General features: G+C 71.6%; 3 protein-coding genes. 1 reads left to right on the plus strand and 2 read right to left on the minus strand.

From position 1 onward, the window contains the following. Positions 1–5 precede the first annotated feature (5 nt). Positions 6–3,938, minus strand: a complete 3,933-nt coding sequence (locus tag G4D86_RS23320; protein ID WP_163996200.1) for an amino acid adenylation domain-containing protein — start codon at positions 3,936–3,938, stop codon at positions 6–8. A 219-nt stretch (positions 3,939–4,157) separates the two neighbouring features. Between G4D86_RS23320 and G4D86_RS23325 the strand changes: the two genes are divergently transcribed. Further along, positions 4,158–7,919: a type I polyketide synthase gene (locus G4D86_RS23325; RefSeq protein ID WP_163996201.1), complete on the plus strand. Its 3,762-nt coding sequence runs from the start codon at positions 4,158–4,160 to the stop codon at positions 7,917–7,919. Here G4D86_RS23325 and G4D86_RS53860 read toward each other — a convergent pair. After that, on the minus strand, positions 7,916–17,696 hold a 9,781-nt coding region (locus G4D86_RS53860), incomplete at its 5' end, for a non-ribosomal peptide synthetase (protein ID WP_163996202.1). The genes G4D86_RS23325 and G4D86_RS53860 overlap by 4 nt on opposite strands.

Here is a 17,696-nt window from a genome sequence, read left to right on the forward strand (position 1 = left end):
GCGCCTCAGGTCGTTCCCGCGTCCCGCGCCAGTGAGTTCCTCAAGAGCGACGCCAGCGGCTCCACATGTGGAGCACGCAGGATGGAGTAGTGGTCTCCGTCAATCTCGTGGACCTGGAGCGCTCCAGTGGCCACCTCTGCCCAGCCGTGCACGCGGGTAGTGCCCTTCGCCTGGATGGAGAGGACGGGCCCGGCGTAAGGCGGCGGCACATAGCGCCATGCCGCCAGGAGGTTGAGCTCGAAGACCCTGCGCAGGGCCTGGAGTGGCTGGGAGCCCGTGGCGAGGGACTGGCTCGCTTCCTCCAGGGTGCGGAGCAGCTCCTCCGGCGCCATGCGTGAGAGCGCCTCGTCCATCAGCGGCAGTGCGTGCCCCGCGGCTTGCAGCAGGTCCTTGTAGAACAGCGCGCCGAAGCGCAGGGCCTCTGCAAGGTCCGGAGGCGTCTCCCCTCCGTCGAAGGGACGGACGAAGCCGTCGATGAGCACGAGCACTTCCACGCACTCGCCCTGCCGCTGGAGCTGGCAGGCCATCTCCCACGCGATGCTGGCGCCCATCGACCAACCGCCCAGGAGGTACGGCCCGCGAGGCTGCACGGCCTTCAGCGCGGAGAGGTACAGCGCGGCCATCTCGGGGATGGTCTCGCAGGGTGGCGCCTCCCCTTCGAGCCCTCGCGCCTGCAATCCGTAGAAAGGCTGCTCCGGCCCGAGCAGCCGCGCGAGCTCCGTGTAGCTCAGCACCGTGCCGCCTACGGGGTGCACGCAGAAGAAGGGCCGCTGGTGTCCCGCCTTCAGCCGCACCAGCGGAGACCACTGCGCGGCCTCTTCGCGTAGCAGGCCCGCAAGGTGCGCCACCGTCGCCTGCTGGAACAGCGCCGCCACGGGGAGCGTGCGGCCCAGGCTGCTCCGGATGCGCGCCAGCAGGCGGATGGCTAGCAGCGAGTGGCCACCCAGCGCGAAGAAGTCATCCCTCACGCCGACGGGCCGCACGCCCAGCACCTCTTCCCAGACCTGCACCAACTGCTGCTCCAGCGCGTCGCGCGGCGCTTCGTAGCCACCCTTCAGCTCCTGGCGACTGGTGTCCGGGGCCGGCAGCGCCTTGCGGTCCACCTTCCCGGTGGGTGCCAGCGGTAGCGCGTCCAGCTTCACCAGCACGGAGGGCACCATGTACTCGGGCACGCGGCGCCCCAGCTGTCGCTTGAGCACCTCCGCGTCCCACGCTTCGCCCGCGCCCTGCACCACGTAGCCCACCAGCTTCTTCGCTCCACCCTCCTCCTGCTTCACCACCGCTGCCGCGTCCTTCACGCCCGGCAGCGCGCGAAGTGCAACCTCCACCTCGCCCAGTTCCACCCGGAAGCCACGCACCTTCACCTGTCCGTCCAGCCGGCCGAGGAACTCCAGGTTGCCGTCTCCCAACCAGCGTGCCTTGTCGCCCGTCCGGTACAGCCGCCCTCCGTGCAGTCCACTCAGTGCATCCGGGAGGAAGCGCTCCGCCGTCAGGTCCGGTCGGCCGTGATAGCCGTGCGCGACGCTCGCGCCTCCGACGTACACCTCGCCGACCACGCCCACCGGGCTCGGCTCACCGCGCTCGTCCAGCACGTAGACCGGCACGTTGCGGATGGGTACGCCCACCGGAGGCAACGCGGGCCACTTCGAGGGTGCGCCTCGCGCGCGCCACGCCGTCACCACGTGCGCTTCGGACGGGCCGTACTGGTTCTCCAGCACGCACCCGGGCAGCCGTTCGAAGAAGGCGACCAGCGCTGGAGTCACCTGGAGCTGCTCTCCCGCCGTCAGCACCTCATTCAGCGGAGGGAGGCGCGGCTCCAGCTGCGCCACCTCGCACAGCGCCTGCAACGCCACGAAGGGCAGGTAGAGCCGCCCCACCCCGTGCTCCACCATCAGCCGCAGCAGGTACACCGGGTCTCGCCGCTGCACCTCTCCCACCAGCAGCACCTTGCCGCCCAGGCACCATGTGCCGAACAGCTCCTGGAACGACACGTCGAAGTTCAGCGAGGCGAACTGCAGCGTCGTCGCCTTCGGGTCCACCGTGCGCTCCAGCAACCAGCGCAGCATGTTGCCCACCGCCCGGTGGGACATGACGATGCCCTTCGGTCGGCCCGTGCTTCCTGACGTGTAGACGAAGTAGCAGGGCGTCTCCGGTGAGAGCCGCATCGCGAGCGCGTGCCTGGGCCTCGCGCCAATCGCCTGCGCTTCCTCCTCCAGCCGCACCACCTTCGCCTGGAGCCCGCGAGGCAGCGCCTCGTCCAGACGCCCCTGCACCAGCACCACCGGCGCGCCCGTGTCCTCCAGCATCTGCGCCAGTCGCTCGGCCGGGTAGCTCGCGTCCAATGGGAGGAACGCCGCTCCCGCCTTGAGCGTCGCCAGCACCGCCACCGGCATCTTCAGGCTGCTGCGCTCCAGGCACAGTCCCACCGTGCCGCCCGGCTCCACACCTAGCGCCACCAGGTGGTGCGCGAGCTGGTTGGCCTCGGACTCCAGCTGCGCGTACGTCAGCGCCTCGTGCCCGTCCGTCACTGCCACTGCATCCGGAGTGCGCGCCACCTGCGCTTCCACCCAGCGGTGCATCAGGCCCGGCGTGTACTCCGCGTCGACGCGCCCGCTCCACTCCTCCACAAGTTGTCGGCGCTCCTCGGCCCCGAGCAGTGGGAGCTCACCGACTCGTGTCTCGGGACGTGCTACCGCCGCTTCGAGCAGGCGCACGTAGTATCCCGCCAGCCGTTGCACCGTCGCCTCGTCGAAGAGGGCCGTGCTGTACTCCCAGATGCACAGCCAGCCGTCCGGCGTCTCCCGCATGAACAGCGTCAGGTCGAACTTCGCCATGCCGGCGTCGAAGTCGACCTCGCTCGCATCCAGCCCGGGTAGGGACGGCAGGGGGCGGGCGGATTGCAGGACGAACATCACCTGGAACAGCGGCGAGCGGCTCAGGTCACGCGCGGGCTGCAGCGCGTCCACCAGCGACTCGAACGGCACATCCTGGCGCGCATATGCGCCCAGGCACGCCTGGCGGACGCGACCCAGCAGACTCCGGAAGGTCTCCTCGCCCTCCACGTCCATGCGCAGGGCCATCGTGTTGACGAAGAAGCCGATGAGCCCCTCGAGCTCGCGCCGGTTGCGCCCTGAAATCGGCGTGCCCAGCACGACGTCGCGCTGTCCGCTGTAGCGAGACAGCAACGCCTGGAAGCCCGCCAGCAAGAGCATGAACGGCGTCACGCCCTCGCGACGCGCCACGTCCTTCACCACGGCGGACAGCGACGGCGGCAGCGGCATCCGCAGCGTCGTTCCCACGAAGGACTGCACCGGCGGCCTCGGTCGGTCCGTCGGAAGCTCCAGCGCGGGCGAGGCCCCCGCGAGGTGCGCCTTCCACCATGCGAGCTGCTCCTCCAGCACGTCGCCCTTCAGCCACCCGCGCTGCCACAGCGTGTAGTCCGCGTACTGCACCGACAGCGCCGGCAACACCGGGGCCGCGCCCGTGCTGAACGCCGCGTAGAGCACGCGCAGCTCCCGCTCCATCACCTCCAGCGACCACCCGTCGCACGCGATGTGGTGCAGCATCAGCAGCAGCGCATGGTCCTCCGGCCCCAGCCGCAGCAGCCTCGCGCGCAGCAGCGGCCCTGACTCCAGGTCGAACGGCCGCCGCGTCTCCTGTTCCGCGCGCAGTGCCGCCTCGGACTCGCCCTCCAGAGGCTCCACCGTCAGCGGCACCACCACCGCCGCCTCCGGTGCAATCCGCTGCACCGGCTGCCCACCCTCCTCCGCGTACGTGGTGCGCAGTACCTCGTGCCGGCGCACCAGCTCCGTGAGCGCGCGCTCCAGCGCGGCCACGTCCAGCGACCCCTTCAGCCGCGCGAAGAAGGGCACGTTGTAGGAGAAGCCACCGGCGTCCACCTGCGCCAGGAACCACAGCCGCTGCTGGGCGAAGGACATCGGCAACGCGACGCCTCGCGGAGCAGGTGTCAGCGCTGGCAACCCACGACCCGCTCCCGACCGCTTCACCCCGTGCGCGTGCATTTCGGCACTCCGTGTCCCGGTGGCTTTCCTGCCCGTCACACCGTCAGCCTCCGGTGTGTTCACGCAGAATAACTTTCAAAGCTCACACGCTAGTCACGTTTAGCCAGGATAACTACGTATGCTCTAATCAGGCGCATGCACGACACCGCGCTCGACGCGTCGCCCGACGAGGGGGCCATCGCCGTCGTAGGTATCGCCCTTCGCTTTCCGGGCGCTCCGAACGTCCGCCGCTTCTGGTCCAACGTCGCCTCGGGCGTGGACTCCGTCACCGTCCTCGACGCCGAGCAGCGCGCGAAGGCGGGCATGCCCGCGGAAGAGGGCTGGGTGGCGGCGGCCGGCATCGTCGAGAACCCCGAGCTCTTCGACGCCGCCTTCTTCGGCTACTCGCCGCGCGAGGCCGAGCAGCTCGACCCGCAGCATCGGCTCTTCATGGAGTGCGCGTGGGAGGGACTCGAGTCCGCCGGCTACGCGGTGCGCTCCAGCCCGCTGCACGCGGGCGTCTACGCGGGCGCGACACTGAGCACCTACCTGCTCCGCAACGTGCTGCCGAACATGGAGGAGCGCTCCAGTAACTTGATGGAGAGCGCGCTCGGGACGAACCCCGACTTCCTCGCGACGCGCGTTGCCTACAAACTCAACCTCACCGGGCCGGCGATGACCGTGCAGACGGCGTGCTCCACGTCGCTCACCGCCATCCACCTCGCCTGTCAGTCGCTGCTCGCGGGGGAGTGCAACCTCGCGCTCGCGGGGGGGGCGGCCGTGCGGTCACCGCAACTCCAGGCGTATCGCGCGCAACTGGGAGGCATCTCCTCCTCCGACGGCCGCTGCAGGGCCTTCGACGAGAAGGCCACGGGGGCGGTGCCCGGCAACGGCGTCGCGGTGGTGGTGCTCAAGCGGCTCGCCGATGCGCTCGCGGATGGCGACCCCATCCGCGCCGTCATCCGCGGCACGGCCATCAACAACGACGGCAGCAACAAGACGGGCTTCGGTGCCCCCTCGGTGTCCGGACAGATTGCCGCCATCACCGACGCCCAGGCCCTGGCCGGCGTCGAGCCCAGGACGCTCTCGTACATCGAGGCCCACGGCACCGGCACCCCGCTGGGAGACCCCGTCGAGGTCTCCGCGCTCAAGCAGGTGTTCCGGGGCGTGGCGCCGGGCTCCGTGGGCCTGGGCTCGGTGAAGACCAACATCGGTCACCTCGATGCCGCGGCCGGCGTCGCCGCGCTCATCAAGGCGGTGCTCGCGCTCGAGAACAAGCTGCTGCCGCCCACCCTGCACTTCACCCGGCCCAATCCCCTGCTGGAGCTGGAGGGCAGCCCCTTCTACGTCGTCAGCCAGCCGCGCCCTTGGAATGGGCCGCTGCCCCGGCGCGCGGGCGTGAGCTCGTTCGGCATCGGCGGCACCAATGCCCACGCCGTGCTCGAAGAAGCACCGGCCCTGCCACCGGCCGACCCGCCTCGCCGCGAAGAGGAGTTGCTGCTCCTGTCCGCCCGCTCCGAGGAAGCGCTGGAGCGGATGAGCTCCGAGCTGGCCGAGCACCTGGGCCACGCCTCCGAGTCCCTGCCTGACGTGGCCCACACGCTCCAGGTCGGGCGCAACCGCTTCGGCTGGCGGCGCTTCGTCACCGCGAGCCGCAAGGACGAGGCCGCCGCGCGGCTCACCGCCAGCGACGCCAGCAAGGCCCCCACCACCTTCGACGACACCGAGCGGCGCGGTGCCGTCTTCCTCTTCCCCGGCATGGGCCCCCAGCGGGTGAACATGGGCGCCGAGCTGCTGAAGGAGCCCGCCTTCCGCGAAGCCGTGGACCAGTGCGCGGAGCTGATTCGCCGTCACCTCGGAAGCGACCCGCGCGAGCTGATGTTCGCGGGCCCCGAGCGCTTCGATGCCGCGAGCCGTGAGCTGGACCGGCCCCTGTGGGCGCAGCCCACGCTGTTCACCTGCGAGTGGGCGCTGGCACAGCTGTGGCGCTCATGGGGTGTCGAGCCGGAAGCGCTGCTCGGCCACTCGATGGGCGAGTACGCGGCGGCGTGCTTCGCGGGAGTCTTCACGCTCGAAGAGGCGCTGGAGCTCGTCGTGGCGCGCGGTCGCATCCTGGAGCAGCTCCCGCCAGGAGGAATGACGGCGGCGCTCGCGCCGGTGGCACAGGTGGAGCCGCTGCTCGGCCCGGAGCTGTCGGTGGCCGCCATCAACACGCCGTCGGCGTGTGTCATCTCCGGCCCGCTGGACGCGCTGGCGGCCTTCGAGGCGACGCTCGCGGGACGGGGCCTCGAGTCGAAGCGGCTGCGCAACGCGCGGGCGGGACACTCGGCCATGCTCGAACCGCACCTGGCGGACTTCGCGCGACTGGTCTCCCGCTTCTCGCCGCGCGCTCCGTCGGTGCCGCTGCTGTCGAGCCTCACCGGCCGCTGGCTCACCGAGCGCGAGGCCGTGGACCCCGCGTACTGGAGCCGGCACCTGCGCGAGACGGTGCGGTTCTCCGACGCGCTGTCCCTGGTGCTCGCGTCCGGAGAGCGGGCGCTCATCGAAGTGGGGCCTGGCACCACCCTCACCTCGCTGGCGCGCCAGCATCCGGCACTTGCGTCCCAGCCGGTCATCGCCACGCTGCCGGGCACGGGGGCGCGGCAGGGGGGCTCGCTCGCTCCGCTCGGCGAGGCGTGGCTCGCGGGAGTCCCCGTCGACTGGGAGCACTTCCGCGACGGGGAGCGCCGCCGCCGGGTGACGCTGCCAACGTACAGCTTCGACCGCGAGCGGTATTGGATTGAGGCGGCGGCTCCGGCGGCATCGAGCCCGCGCGCCACCGAGCACCGCCCCGTGGCCGCATCTCCGTCCCCCCGGAGAGCGAGGAAGGGGGCTGCACCCGTACCGCCTCGCGACGCCACCGAGGCGCAGCTCATCGAGTGCTTCCAGCAGCTGTTCCACCTCGACGAGGTGGGCATCCACGATGACTTCTTCGCGCTGGGCGGGGACTCGCTCATCGCGCTGCGACTGACGGCGCGCATCGAGGAGCGCTTCGGCGTCCGGCTCGCGCTGAGGGCGGTCCTGGAGGGCCCGACGGTGGCGCAGCTCGCGCAGCGGGTGGGTGCCCCCCGTGACGCATCGCCAGCCAGGGAGACGCAGCCGGACTGCCTCGTGACGCTCCAGGCCGGCTCACGCGGAACGCCCGTCTTCATCGTGCACGCGGCCGCCGGTCAGGTGCTCTTCTACCGTGACCTCGCGCGGAGCATCTCCCCCGAGCGGCCCATCTACGGCATCGAGGCCGTGGGGCTGACCGAGGGCCGTCCGTGCCAGACCTCGGTGGAGGAGATGGCGGCGCACTACCTCGACGTCATCCGGAAGGTGCAACCCACCGGCCCGTACCTGCTCGTGGGTGCTTCGTTCGGCGGCATGGTTGTCTACGAGATGGCCCGCAGGCTCTCGGCGGAGGGGCAGTCGGTGCCCCTGTGCGCGATGGTCGACACGCCCGCGCCGAGCAAGCTCGGCTCCTGGAGCATGGACGGCGCGGAGCTGCTGTCGTCCCTCGTGCGCCGTGCCATCTCCGCCGATCAGCTGCGCGGACTGCCGCTGGAGGAGCAGTTCCGGTTGCTCCAGGAGCACGCCCTGAAGACGGGCACCGAGCCCGTGTTCCCGAGCCTCGAACAGGCGCGGCGGCAGATTGACGTGTGGCTCGCGAATGGCGTCGCCATGAGCCGGTATGCGCCGCCGCGCTGGGAGGGCGGCGAGGTGCAGTACTTCCTCGCCGACGAGACCACCCCGGGCCAGCCCGACCACGCGGAGCGGGGCTGGATGCGATTCGGCGCGGCGGTGCGGGTGGAGGTCACCCCTGGAGACCACACCAGCATGCTGCTGCCCCCCCATGCGGAGGGGCTCGGCGCGCGGCTGGCGCGGCTGATTCGCTAGTCCGAGCCCGGACGCAGGCGCCGCTGTCGCGAGAGGCGGCGCCGTCCCTCCGCCCTGTCCTCGGCGGAGGCCGCCGTTGCCGGAGGCGGGTCCGCCGGCCCGGAGCCCTTCGCCAGGTGCGCGGCCAGCGCACGCACGGTGGGGAACTGGAACAGCTCCACCAGCGGCACCTTGCGGCCCACCCGCGCATCCATGCGCGCGTGCACCGCCTGCAGGAGCAGCGAGTTGCCACCCAGGTCGAAGAAGTTGTCCCCGGCGCCCACCTTGTCCAGCTTCAGCACCTCCGCCCAGAGCAGCGCCAGCCCCCTCTCCAGTCCCTCCTCCGGCGCCACGTAGCCGCTGCTCAGCTCGGGCCGGCTCGCATCCGGTACGGGCAGCGCCTTCCAGTCGGGCTTCCCGTTCGGCGTCAGCGGGAGCGCGTCCAGCACCACGAAGGCCGAGGGCACCGCGGGCTCCGGCAGCGAGCGCCGCAGCCACGCGCGCAGCACGTCGGTCGTCAGCGTCTCTCCCTGCGCGGGCACGACGTACGCCACCAGGCGCGTCTCGCCGGGCACGTCCTCGCGCCCCATCACCACCACGGACTGCACGCCCGGGTGCTCCGCGAGCGCCTCGCGCGCTTCCGCCGGCTCCACGCGCACGCCGCGCACCTTCACCTGCGAGTCGGCGCGCCGCAGGTACTCCAGCCGGCCGTCATCGCGGAACCGCACCACGTCGCCCGTCCGGTACAGCCGCTGTCCCTCGCGGAACGGGTCTGGCACGAAGCGCTCCGCCGTCAGGTCCGGACGGCCCAGGTAGCCACGCGCCTGCCCTGCGCCGCCCAGACACAGCTCGCCCCAGACGCCCGGCGGTACCAGGTGTCCTGTCTCGTCCATCACCCGCACCACGAGGTTGCGGGCCGGCGTGCCAATCATCGGCCGCTCGCCCGGGCGGCACTCGCCCAGCGTGGTGCACACCGTGCTCTCCGTCGGGCCGTAGCCGTTGATGAAGCGCCGGCCCTGGCCCCAGCGCGACACCAGGTCCGCCGTGCAGGCCTCGCCCGCGGACACCAGGACCTTCAGCTCCGGCAGCTCCACGTCCGGCAGCACCGCCAGCACCGACGGCGGCAGTGTCGCCACGGTGATGCGCTCGCGAGCCAGCAGCTCGGCCAGCGGCTCGCCCGGGGCCACCTGTTCGCGGCGGGCCAGGCACACCGTCCCGCCGGTCAGCAGCGGCGGATAGATTTCCCACACCGAGGCATCGAAGCTCATCGGCGCGAACTGCAGCACGCGGCTTCCCGGCCCGAGCCCCAGTCTCTCGCGCGCGATTTCGACGAGGTTGGCCACGCCCCGGTGCTCGAGCAGCGCGCCCTTGGGGCGCCCCGTACTCCCGGAGGTGAAGATGACGTAGGCGAGGTTTCGCGGCGTGACTTCACGCACGGGCCGCCAGGGCTCCGCCGGGACAGGCACCACGCCGTCCTCGAGCAACAGTGTGGGCCCGCGATAGGACAGCCGGGACGCGTACCGCTCGCGAGTCACCAGCAGCGCCGCGCGCGCGTTCTCCAGCATGTACGCGAGCCGCTCCGGCGGATGGTCCGGGTCCATCGGCAGGTAGGCACCTCCCGCCTTGAGGGTGGCGAACATGCCCACCACCAGGTCCATGCCGCGCTCCACGCACAGGCCCACCAGCACCTCGGGCCCCACGCCCCGCTGGCGCAGCACGCCGGCCAGCGCGTTGGCGCGCGCGTCGAGCTGGGCGTAGGTGAGCGACTGGCCCTCCATCTCCAGCGCCACGGCGTCCGGCGTCCTCGCCACCTGCGCTTCGAACAGGCGGTGGATGCAGTCACCCTCGAAGGGCGCTTCGCTGCCACCCCAGGCCAGCACCCGCGCCTGCTCCGCGTCGCTCATCAGCGGCAGCTCGCGCAGCCCTCGCGTGGGCTCGGCCACCACGGCTTGCAGCAGGCGCTCCAGGTGCCGCGCGAGCCGCTCGATGGTGGAGACCTCGAAGAGGTCGGTGTTGTATTCGATGGCGCCGTCGAGCCCCTCGGGCGACTCGCGCAGCGACAGCGCGAGGTCGACCTTGGACGTCTTCGCGTCGATGTCCACCAGCCGCGACTTCAGCCCCGGCAGCGACAGCCCCGACGTCGGCGCGTTCTGCAGCGCGAACACCACCTGGAAGAGGGGCGAGCGGCTCAAGTCCCGCCGCGGACGCAGTGCATCCACCAGCGTCTCGAAGGGCACGTCCTGATGCGCGAAGGCGCCGAGCACCGTCTCACGGACCTGGTGCAGCAGCTCGCGGAAGCTCATCGTCCCCGTCGCGCGGATGCGCAGCGCCAGCGTGTTGACGAAGAAGCCGATGAGGTCTTCCACCTCCTTCGCCGTGCGGCCTGAAATCGGCGAGCCGAGCACCATGTCCCACTGCCCGCTGTAGCGAGCCAGCAGCACCTGGAAGCCCGCCAGCAGCGTCATGTACAGCGTCACGCCCTCGCGCTGGCTCAGCTCCTTCAGCCCCGCGCTCAGCTCCGTGGGCAGGCGCACCGCGTGCCACGCGCCCTGGAACGTCTGCACCGCCGGTCGGGGCTTGTCGATGGGAAGCTCCAGCACCCCGGTGGCGCCTTCGAGCTGCTGGCGCCACCACGCGAGCTGTTCCTCCAGCACCTCGCCCTTCAGCCACGCGCGCTGCCACACCGCATAGTCCGCGTACTGCACCTGCGGCGCCGCCAGCCCCGCTTCCTCTCCCTTCACCTGCGCCGCGTAGAGCGTCCCCAGCTCCCGGGACAGCACGCCCATGGACCAGCCGTCCGCCACGATGTGGTGCACCACCAGCACCAGCACGTGCTCCTCGTCCTTCACCCGCAGCAGCGTGGCGCGCAGCAGCGGCCCCCGCTCCAGGTCGAAGGGACGCCGCGCGTCCTCACTGCTCAGCCGCGCGACTTCCTGCTCGCGCAGCTCCTCGGGCACGTCGCGCAGGTCCACCGCCGGCAGCGGCAGCGGCGTGGGTGCGCCGATGCGCTGCACGGCGCCTCCCACGTCCTGATGGAACGTCGTCCGCAACGACTCGTGACGCCGCACCAACTCGGCGAGGCTGCGCTCCAGCGCGGGCACGTCGAGCGCGCCCTCCAGCCTCAGCGCCAGGGGGATGTTGTAGAGCGGGCTCTGCGGCTGGAGCCGGTCGAAGAACCAGAGGCGCTGCTGCGCGAAGGACAGCGGCAGCGCGTCCTCTCCCACTGGCATGGGCATCAGCGGCCGCCGTCGCGACTCGGGCGCGCCCTTCACCAGTTCCTGGAGCCGCTCGGCCAGCATGGCGACCGTGGGTGCTTCGAAGAGCAACCGCACGGGCACGTCGCGGCCCAGGGATTCCTTGAGCCGCGACACCACCTGCATGACGAGCAGCGAGTGACCGCCCCGCTCGAAGAAGTGGTCTTCCGCACCCACGTGCCGCAGTCCCAGCAGCGGCGCCCAGGTGGTGGCCACCAGGCGCTCCATCGCCGTCCGTGGCGCGACGTGTCCTTCCGGCGCCGACGCCGCGGCTTCGAGCACGGACAGGGCCATGCGGCGGCCACCCGCGCGCGGGGCCTTCACCTTCACCGGTGCGTCGAGGCGCTCGCGGACCTCCAGCGTTCCACCCGGCCGCCAGCGTCCGAAGACGCCGGTGCGGTACATCCTTGCTCCCGGCTCGCCCCACAGCGAATCAGGAACGAACCGCTCCACCTCGGACGCCACGCCCGCGAGCCGTGCGCCTCCGAGCCACAGCGCGCCCCACACGCCCACGGGCACCGGCTCCAGCGCCTCGTCCAGCACGTAGACGCGTGCCTCCGGCCTCGGCTCCTCCGGCACTTCGAGTCCCTCGGGGACGGGCACGTTCGGCGGATACTCCGTCCGGTACGCGTTCCACTCCACGAGGACGAGATGCCGCTCCGCCTCGCTGAGCAGTGGCAGCGTGCCGGGCACGGCCTCCGGGCGCGCGACGACCACCTCCAGCAGCCGTGCGAAGTGCTCTGCAATGCGGGCGACCGTCACCTCATCGAAGAGCGCGGTGTTGCGCTCCCAGAGGCCCGTCAGCCCGTCCTCGTCCTCCCGCACCGAGAGCGCGAGGTCGAACTTCGCCATGCCCGGATCGAAGTCCACCGTCGCCGCGGTAAGCCCGGGGAAGGCAGGAATGGGCGCGGGGCCGTTGAGTGCGAAGGCCACCTGGAACAGGGGCGAGCGGCTCAAGTCGCGCTCCAGCCGCAGGTCGTCCACCAGCGTCTCGAAGGGCACGTCCTGATGCGCGAAGGCACCCAGCACCGCCTCGCGCGTGTGGTGCAGCAGCTCGCGGAAGCTCTGCTCCCGGGTGGCTCGCAGTCGCAGCGCCAGCGTGCTGACGAAGAAGCCGATGAGCCCCTCCGTCTCCTTCACCGTGCGGCCCGCCATGGGCGAGCCCACCACCATGTCCCACTGCCCGCTGTAGCGCGCCAGCAGCGCCTGGTAGCCGGCCAGCAGCGTCATGTACAGCGTCACGCCCTCGCGCCGGCTCAGCTCCTTGAGCCCCGCGCTCAGCTCCGGTGACAGCTTCGCCGTCAGGGTCGCGCCCCGGAACGTCTGCAGCGCGGGGCGGGGCCTGTCGAGGGGGAGCTCCAACACGGCCGGCGCTCCATCGAGCTGCTCGCGCCACCAGGCCAATTGCTGCTCCAGCACCTCGCCCTTCAGCCACGCGCGCTGCCATACGGCGTAGTCCGCGTACTGCACCGGCGGAGCTTCGAGGGTGGCTTCCTCACCCGCCATGGCGGCCGTGTAGAGCACCTCCAGCTCGCGGGACATCACGCCCATGGACCAGCCGTCCGCCACGATGTGGTGCAGCACCACCACCAGCACGTGCTCCTCGGCCGTCACGCGCAGCAACTGCGCGCGCAACAGGGGTCCGTGCTCCAGGTCGAAAGGCGTCTGCGTCGCCCCCACCACACGCCGCCGCAGCGCGGCCTCCACCTCTTCCCCGTCCCGGACGTCCAGGTCCGCCACCGGCACGGGCACCGTCAGCTCCGGAGCAATGCGCTGCACGGGCTGGCCCTGCACCTCGGCGAACGTCGTCCGCAGCGCCTCGTGCCGCCTCACCACCTGCGCCATCGCCTGCGCCAGCGCGGCCACCTCCAGCCGTCCCTTCAACCGCAGTACGAAGGGCACGTTGTACGCATAGCCGTCCGTGTCGAGCTGCCGCAGGAACCACAGCCGCTGCTGCGCGAACGACAGCGGCAGCGCGCCCTGCCGCGACGCCGGCACCAGGGGTGGCGCCTTGAAGTCCTGCTCCCCTCGCAGTCCATCCAGCCGCTCGGCGAGCGCGGCCACGGTGGGGGCCTCGAACAGCAGGCGCACCGGCACGGCGCGGCCGAGCACCTCGCGCAGCCGAGACACCACCCGCGTCGCCAGCAGCGAGTGCCCGCCCAGCGTGAAGAAGTTGTCGTCCACCCCCACGCGCTCCAGGCCGAGCAGCGGCGCCCAGATGCCCGCCACCACCTCCTCCATCGCCGTCCGAGGCGCCGATGAGCCCGCCTCGCCCGAGCCCTCCGCCTCCGGCGCGGGCAGCGCCTTGCGGTCCACCTTCCCGTTCGCCGTCAGCGGCAGCGCGGGCAGCCGCACGAAGGCCGAGGGCACCATGAACTCCGGCAGCGCCCCCTTCATCGCCTCCCGCACCTGCGCCGCGCTCAGGGACTGTCCCGGCGACTCGACGTAGTACGCGACCAGCCGCTTGCCGCCGACGCCTTCGCGCACCACCACCAGCCCCTCCTTCACCCCGGGGCAGCGCAGCAGCGCGGCATCCACCTCCGCCAGTTCGATGCGGTAGCCGCGCACCTTCACCTGGCTGTCGCGCCGGCCGAGGAACTCCAGCACTCCGTCCCCGCGCCAGCGCGCCAGGTCTCCGGTGCGGTACAGCCGTTCTCCCGGAACCCGGCTGAAGGGATTGGGAATGAAGCGGTCAGCCGTCACGTCCGGCTGGCGCAGGTAGCCGCGCGCGAGCCCGTCTCCGCCGATGAAGAGCTCTCCGGCCACGCCTGGCGGCACCGGCTCGAAGCCAGCGTCCAGCACGTACACCTGCGTGTTTCCGATGGGCCGGCCGATGGGCACCGCCGTCCCCACGTCCTCCAGCCGCGTCATGCGGTGGGTGGACGTGAAGAGCGTCCCTTCCGTCGGGCCGTAGCAGGCCGTCACTGGAATGCGCAGCTCCTCCAGCGTCTTCCTCACGTGCGGCGCGGACACCACGTCTCCGCCCGTCAGCAACTGCCGCACGCCCCGCAGGCCCTCCATGCGCAGGTCCACCATCTGGCTGAACAGGCCCGCCGTCAGGTGCAGCAACGTCACTCCGTGCCGCGTCAGCACCTCTGTCAGCAGGTCGAGGTCACTGGGGGAGCGCGGCGGGAAGACCACCAGCCTCCCTCCGAGGCACAGCGGTCCCCACACCTCCAGCGTGGAGGCGTCGAAGGAGATGGGCGCGATGAGCAGGAACGTCTCCTCCGGGCCCAGCCGCGCGTAGGGCGCGCCGTACAGCAGCCGCAGCACGCCCCGGTGCTCCACGGCCACGCCCTTCGGGCGCCCCGTGCTTCCCGACGTGAAGTCCACGTAGGCCAGGTTCCGCCCGCCCACCGCCGCGCGCGGCGCCATCTCCGGCCGCGACGCCAACCGCTCCTCCTCCACCAGCATCAGCTCCGGCAGCGCCTGCGCCGGCAGTTGCCCGAGCAGCGCGCGCGTGGTGAGCAGCAGTCGCGGGCGCGAGTCCTCCAGCATCTGCTCCAGTCGCTGCGCCGGGTAGCTGGACTCCAGGGGCACGTACGCGCCGCCCGCCTTGAGGATGGCGAGCAGCGACACGATGAGCTCCACCGAGCGCTCCAGGCACACCGCCACCAGCGTGTCCGGGCCCACGCCCCGCTGCATCAGCGCCCAGGCGAGTTGGTTGGCGCGCGCGTCCAGTTGCGCATACGTCAGCCGCTCGTCGCCGAACTCCAGCGCCACCGCGTCGGGGCGCCTCGCCGCTTCCGCCTCGAAGAGGTGGTGGACGCAGGCGTCCCTCGGGAAGTCCACCTCGGTGGCGTTCCAGGTCTCCAGGACGCGCAGACGCTCGGCGGCCGGCAGCAGCGGCAGCGCACCCAGCCGCGCGTTCGGCTCGGCCACCAGTCCCCGCAGCAGCGCGAGGAAACAGTCCGCCATCCGGCCCACCGTGGACGGCTCGAAGAGGTCCGCGTTGTAGATGAGCTGGCCGGCGATTTCGTCCTGCGAGGCGTCGACGAGCAGCAGCTCGAGGTCGAACTTGGCGATGGTGCTGGCGAAGTCCCACGTGCGCGCGGTGAGGCCCGGCAGCGTCACGGTGGGAGAGAACCCTTGCAGGGTGAAGAGCACCTGGAACAGCGGCGAGCGGCTCAAGTCGCGCTCGGGACGCAGGTCCTCCACCAGCTTCTCGAAGGGCAGGTCCTGGTGAGCGAAGGCCCCCAGCACCGTCTCCTTCACCTGGCGCAGCAGCGTACGGAACGAGGAGCGGGCATCCATGCGCGCGCGCAGGGCCAGTGTGTTGACGAAGAAGCCGACGAGCCCCTCCACCTCCTTCGACGTGCGGCCTGAAATCGGCGAGCCGACGACGACGTCCCACTGCCCGCTGTAGCGCGCCAGCAGCACCTGGAAGGCCGAGAGCAGCGTCATGTACAGCGTCACGCCCTCACGCCGGCTCAGCTCCCGCAGGGCCGCGCCGAGCTCGGGGGACAGCTTCACCGGAAGGCTCTCGCCCCGGAACGTCTGCACCGCCGGGCGCGGCCGATCTCCAGGCAGCTCCAGCACGGAAGGCGCGCCGTCGAGCTGCTCACGCCACCACGCCAGTTGCTGCTCCAGCACCTCGCCCTTCAGCCAGTCGCGCTGCCAGACCGCGTAGTCCGCGTACTGCACCGCGGGCGGCTCCAGCGCCGGCTGCTGCCCCGTCACGTTCGCCGCGTACAGCGCTTCCAGGTCGCGGCACAGCACGCCCATGGACCAGCCGTCCGCCACGATGTGGTGCACCACCAGCACCAGCACGTGCTCCTCGGCCGCCACGCGCAGCAGCACCGCGCGCAGCAGCGGGCCGTGCTCCAGGTCGAAGGTTCCGTGGAACGCGTCCACCACGCGGCGTCGCAGCGCGTCCTCCACCGTCTCGCCGTCCCGCGCCTCCAGGTCCTCCACCGGCACGGGCACCGCCAGCTCCGGTACGACTCGCTGCACCGGCTGGCCCTGCACCTCCGTGAAGGTCGTGCGCAGCGCCTCGTGCCGGCGCACCACCTGCGCGATGGCGCCCTCCAGCGCCGCCACGTCCAGCCGTCCCGTCAGCCGCAGGATGAAGGGCAGGTTGTACGTGGCCCCGCCCGCGTTCAGCTGGCCCAGGAACCACAGGCGCTGCTGCGCGAAGGAGAGCGGCAGCTCTTCCGGCCTCGGCGCGGGCACCAGCGCAGGCCGCTGCGGAGGCGGCGCGCTCCGAGCCAGCTCGTGCAGTCGCTCCGCCAGGGCGGCCACGGTGGGCGACTCGAACAACAGGCGCACCGGCACCTCGCGACCCAGCGCCTCGCGCAGCCGTGACACCACCCGGGTCGCCAGCAGCGAGTGTCCGCCCATCGCGAAGAAGTCGTCCCTCACGCCGACGGGACGCACGCCCAGCACCTCTTCCCAGACCTGCGCCAACTGCTGCTCCAGCGCGTTGCGCGGCGCCTCGTAGCCGCTCCCGAGTTCCTGGCGGGTGATGTCCGGCGCAGGCAGCGCCTTGCGGTCCACCTTCCCGGTGGGTGCCAGGGGCAGCGCCTCCAGCCGCACCAGCACGGAGGGCACCATGTACTCGGGCAGTGCGCGCCCGAGCTGCCGCTTGAGCGCCTCCGCATCCCACGCATCGTGCGCGCCCTGCACCACGTAGCCGACAAGCCGCTTCGTCCCCACGTCCACCGCCGCCGCCGCGTCCTTCACGCCCGGCAGCGCGCGGAGCGCCACCTCCACCTCGCCCAGCTCCACCCGGAAGCCGCGCACCTTCACCTGTCCGTCCAGGCGGCCGAGGAACTCGATATTGCCGTCCCCCAGCCAGCGCGCCTTGTCCCCCGTCCGGTACAGCCGCCCTCCGGACAGCCCACTCAGTGCGTCCGGGAGGAAGCGCTCCGCCGTCAGCTCCGGTCTGCCGTGATAGCCGTGCGCGACGCTCGCGCCGCCGACGTACAGCTCGCCGGCCACGCCCACCGGGCACGGCTCACCGCGCTCGTCGAGCACGTAGATCTGCGCGTTGTGGATGGGCACGCCCACCGGCGGCAACGCGGGCCACTTCGAGGGTGCGCCGCGCGCGCGCCACGCCGTCACCACGTGCGCTTCGGATGGGCCGTACTGGTTCTCCAGCACGCACCCGGGAAGTCGCTCGAAGAAGGACACCAGCGCCGGAGTCACCTGGAGCTGCTCCCCCGCCGTCACCACCTCCATCAACGGCGGGAGCAGCTCCTCCTGCCAGGCCGCTTCGCACAGCGCCTGCAATGCCACGAAGGGCAGGTAGAGCCGCCCGACGTGGTGCGCGCGCATGTAGCGCAGCATCGCGAGCGGCTCCCGGCGCAGCTCCGCGGTGATGAGCAGCACCTTGCCACCCAGGCACCACGTGCCGAACAGCTCCTGGAACGACACGTCGAAGTTCAGCGAGGCGAACTGCAGCGTCGTCGCCTTCGGGTCCACCGTGCGCTCCAGCAACCAGCGCAGCATGTTGCCCACCGCCCGGTGGGACATGACGATGCCCTTCGGTCGGCCCGTGCTTCCTGACGTGTAGACGAAGTAGCAGGGCGTCTCCGGTGAGAGC

This window comes from Pyxidicoccus caerfyrddinensis (assembly GCF_010894405.1).
GTDB classification, from domain to species: Bacteria; Myxococcota; Myxococcia; order Myxococcales; family Myxococcaceae; genus Myxococcus; species Myxococcus caerfyrddinensis.